The organism is Mesorhizobium sp. M7A.F.Ca.CA.004.04.2.1 (genome assembly GCF_004022825.1).
Classification (GTDB): Bacteria; Pseudomonadota; Alphaproteobacteria; order Rhizobiales; family Rhizobiaceae; genus Mesorhizobium.
On sequence record NZ_RZPH01001339.1, the window covers coordinates 1 to 1,282 of the forward strand.

Genomic DNA, 1,282 nt, shown 5'->3' on the forward strand with positions numbered 1-1,282 from the left:
CGCTGTAGCCGTCCATCTGGGGATAGCGCAGATAGAGGTCGAGCCGCGAGGCGATGCCGTCGCGCCGGGCCTGGGCGAAACGGATGGCGTTGGCCGGGACCGTGATGACATTGTTGCCGATCACCACTTGGTGCATCGTTGCGTCGTCGGTGTATCCGGCCATGGCGATCGAATGGCCAAACCATTTGCCTGCAAGGCTGATCGCTGCTGAAAGCAGGGCCAGCGCCGCGAATCCGTAGAGCACCCGCTTCATCAGCCTGGAATCGACCACAGTGAGTTCGTTGGCGAGCGCTGCCTGCTTCATCTCAGTCCTCGGATCTCGGGCCGTCCGTCCGCCTCCAGTGTCCCTGGGCGGCACACATCGTACGGCACGGCTCTTGCAGCCTGCGTGGAACGACTGTGCAATTTCATGGTAAATGGAAAGTTAAGATGGGACCGCTGGAACTCACACTCTTTGCTTTTGCCGTCGGGTTGACGGCCTGCGGGCTGGCCGGATCGGCTATGGAACTGGTGTCGGGCCGCAAGGTCGCCTTCACCGAACCCTATGTGTCGCCGTCACATGTCTTGCGCTCGCTGCTCGCCACTGCCTGTGCCGGACCCTTCATGCTGGTCAATGATGCCATCGATGCCCGGCGTCAGCGCCGCATTTCAACGTTGGCGCTGATGTCCTGCGGCTGCACGGCAATTGCGTGGACCTTGGCGCTGGGCGTCGTCGTGCTTGCCATTGCCTCATGGACGGTCCGTCTCCTAGGGTCCGAGCTGCCAGCTTGAGACGATTCGGAGACCAGAAATGCCGCTTTATGCGATCGATGGAACAGAGCCCAGCTTCGCCGATGCGGGTTCGAACTGGATCGCACCCGATGCGACGCTGATCGGCGACGTCAGGGTCGGACGCAATGCCGGCTTCTGGTTCGGCGCCGTCATCCGCGGCGACAATGAGCCCATCGTCATCGGTGCCGACACCAATGTGCAGGAACATACGGTCATGCACACCGATCCCGGTTTCCCGCTGACGATCGGGGAAGGCTGCACGATCGGCCACCGCGCCTTGCTGCATGGCTGCACGATCGGCGACAACAGCCTGATCGGCATGGGCGCCATCGTGCTGAACGGCGCGAAAATCGGCAGGAATTGCCTGGTCGGCGCCGGTGCGCTGGTCACCGAAGGCAAGGAATTCCCGGACAATTCGCTGATCGTCGGTTCGCCGGCCAAGGCGATCAGGGTGCTGGACGACGCGGCCGTGGCCAGGTTGCGCGGCTCGGCGGCGCACTATGTCGCCAAT

The 1,282-nt window shown here is 62.9% G+C and carries 2 protein-coding genes and 1 pseudogene; 2 read left to right on the forward strand and 1 reads right to left on the reverse strand.

Annotated features, from left to right (window positions below; all coding sequences use genetic code 11):
• Nucleotides 1-304: pseudogene (locus tag EN893_RS34360) on the reverse strand (hypothetical protein); the annotation flags it as partial.
• 125 nt (nt 305-429) lie between these two features.
• Between EN893_RS34360 and EN893_RS34365 the strand changes: the two are divergent.
• Both EN893_RS34365 and EN893_RS34370 read left to right on the forward strand, forming a co-directional pair.
• A complete protein-coding gene (locus EN893_RS34365) occupies nt 430-771 on the forward strand; it encodes a hypothetical protein (RefSeq protein WP_127271612.1) in 342 nt (113 codons plus the stop codon).
• Nucleotides 772-790: 19 nt separating this feature from the next.
• A partial coding sequence (locus EN893_RS34370; RefSeq protein ID WP_164901399.1) for a gamma carbonic anhydrase family protein occupies nt 791-1,282 on the forward strand: 492 nt, incomplete at its 3' end.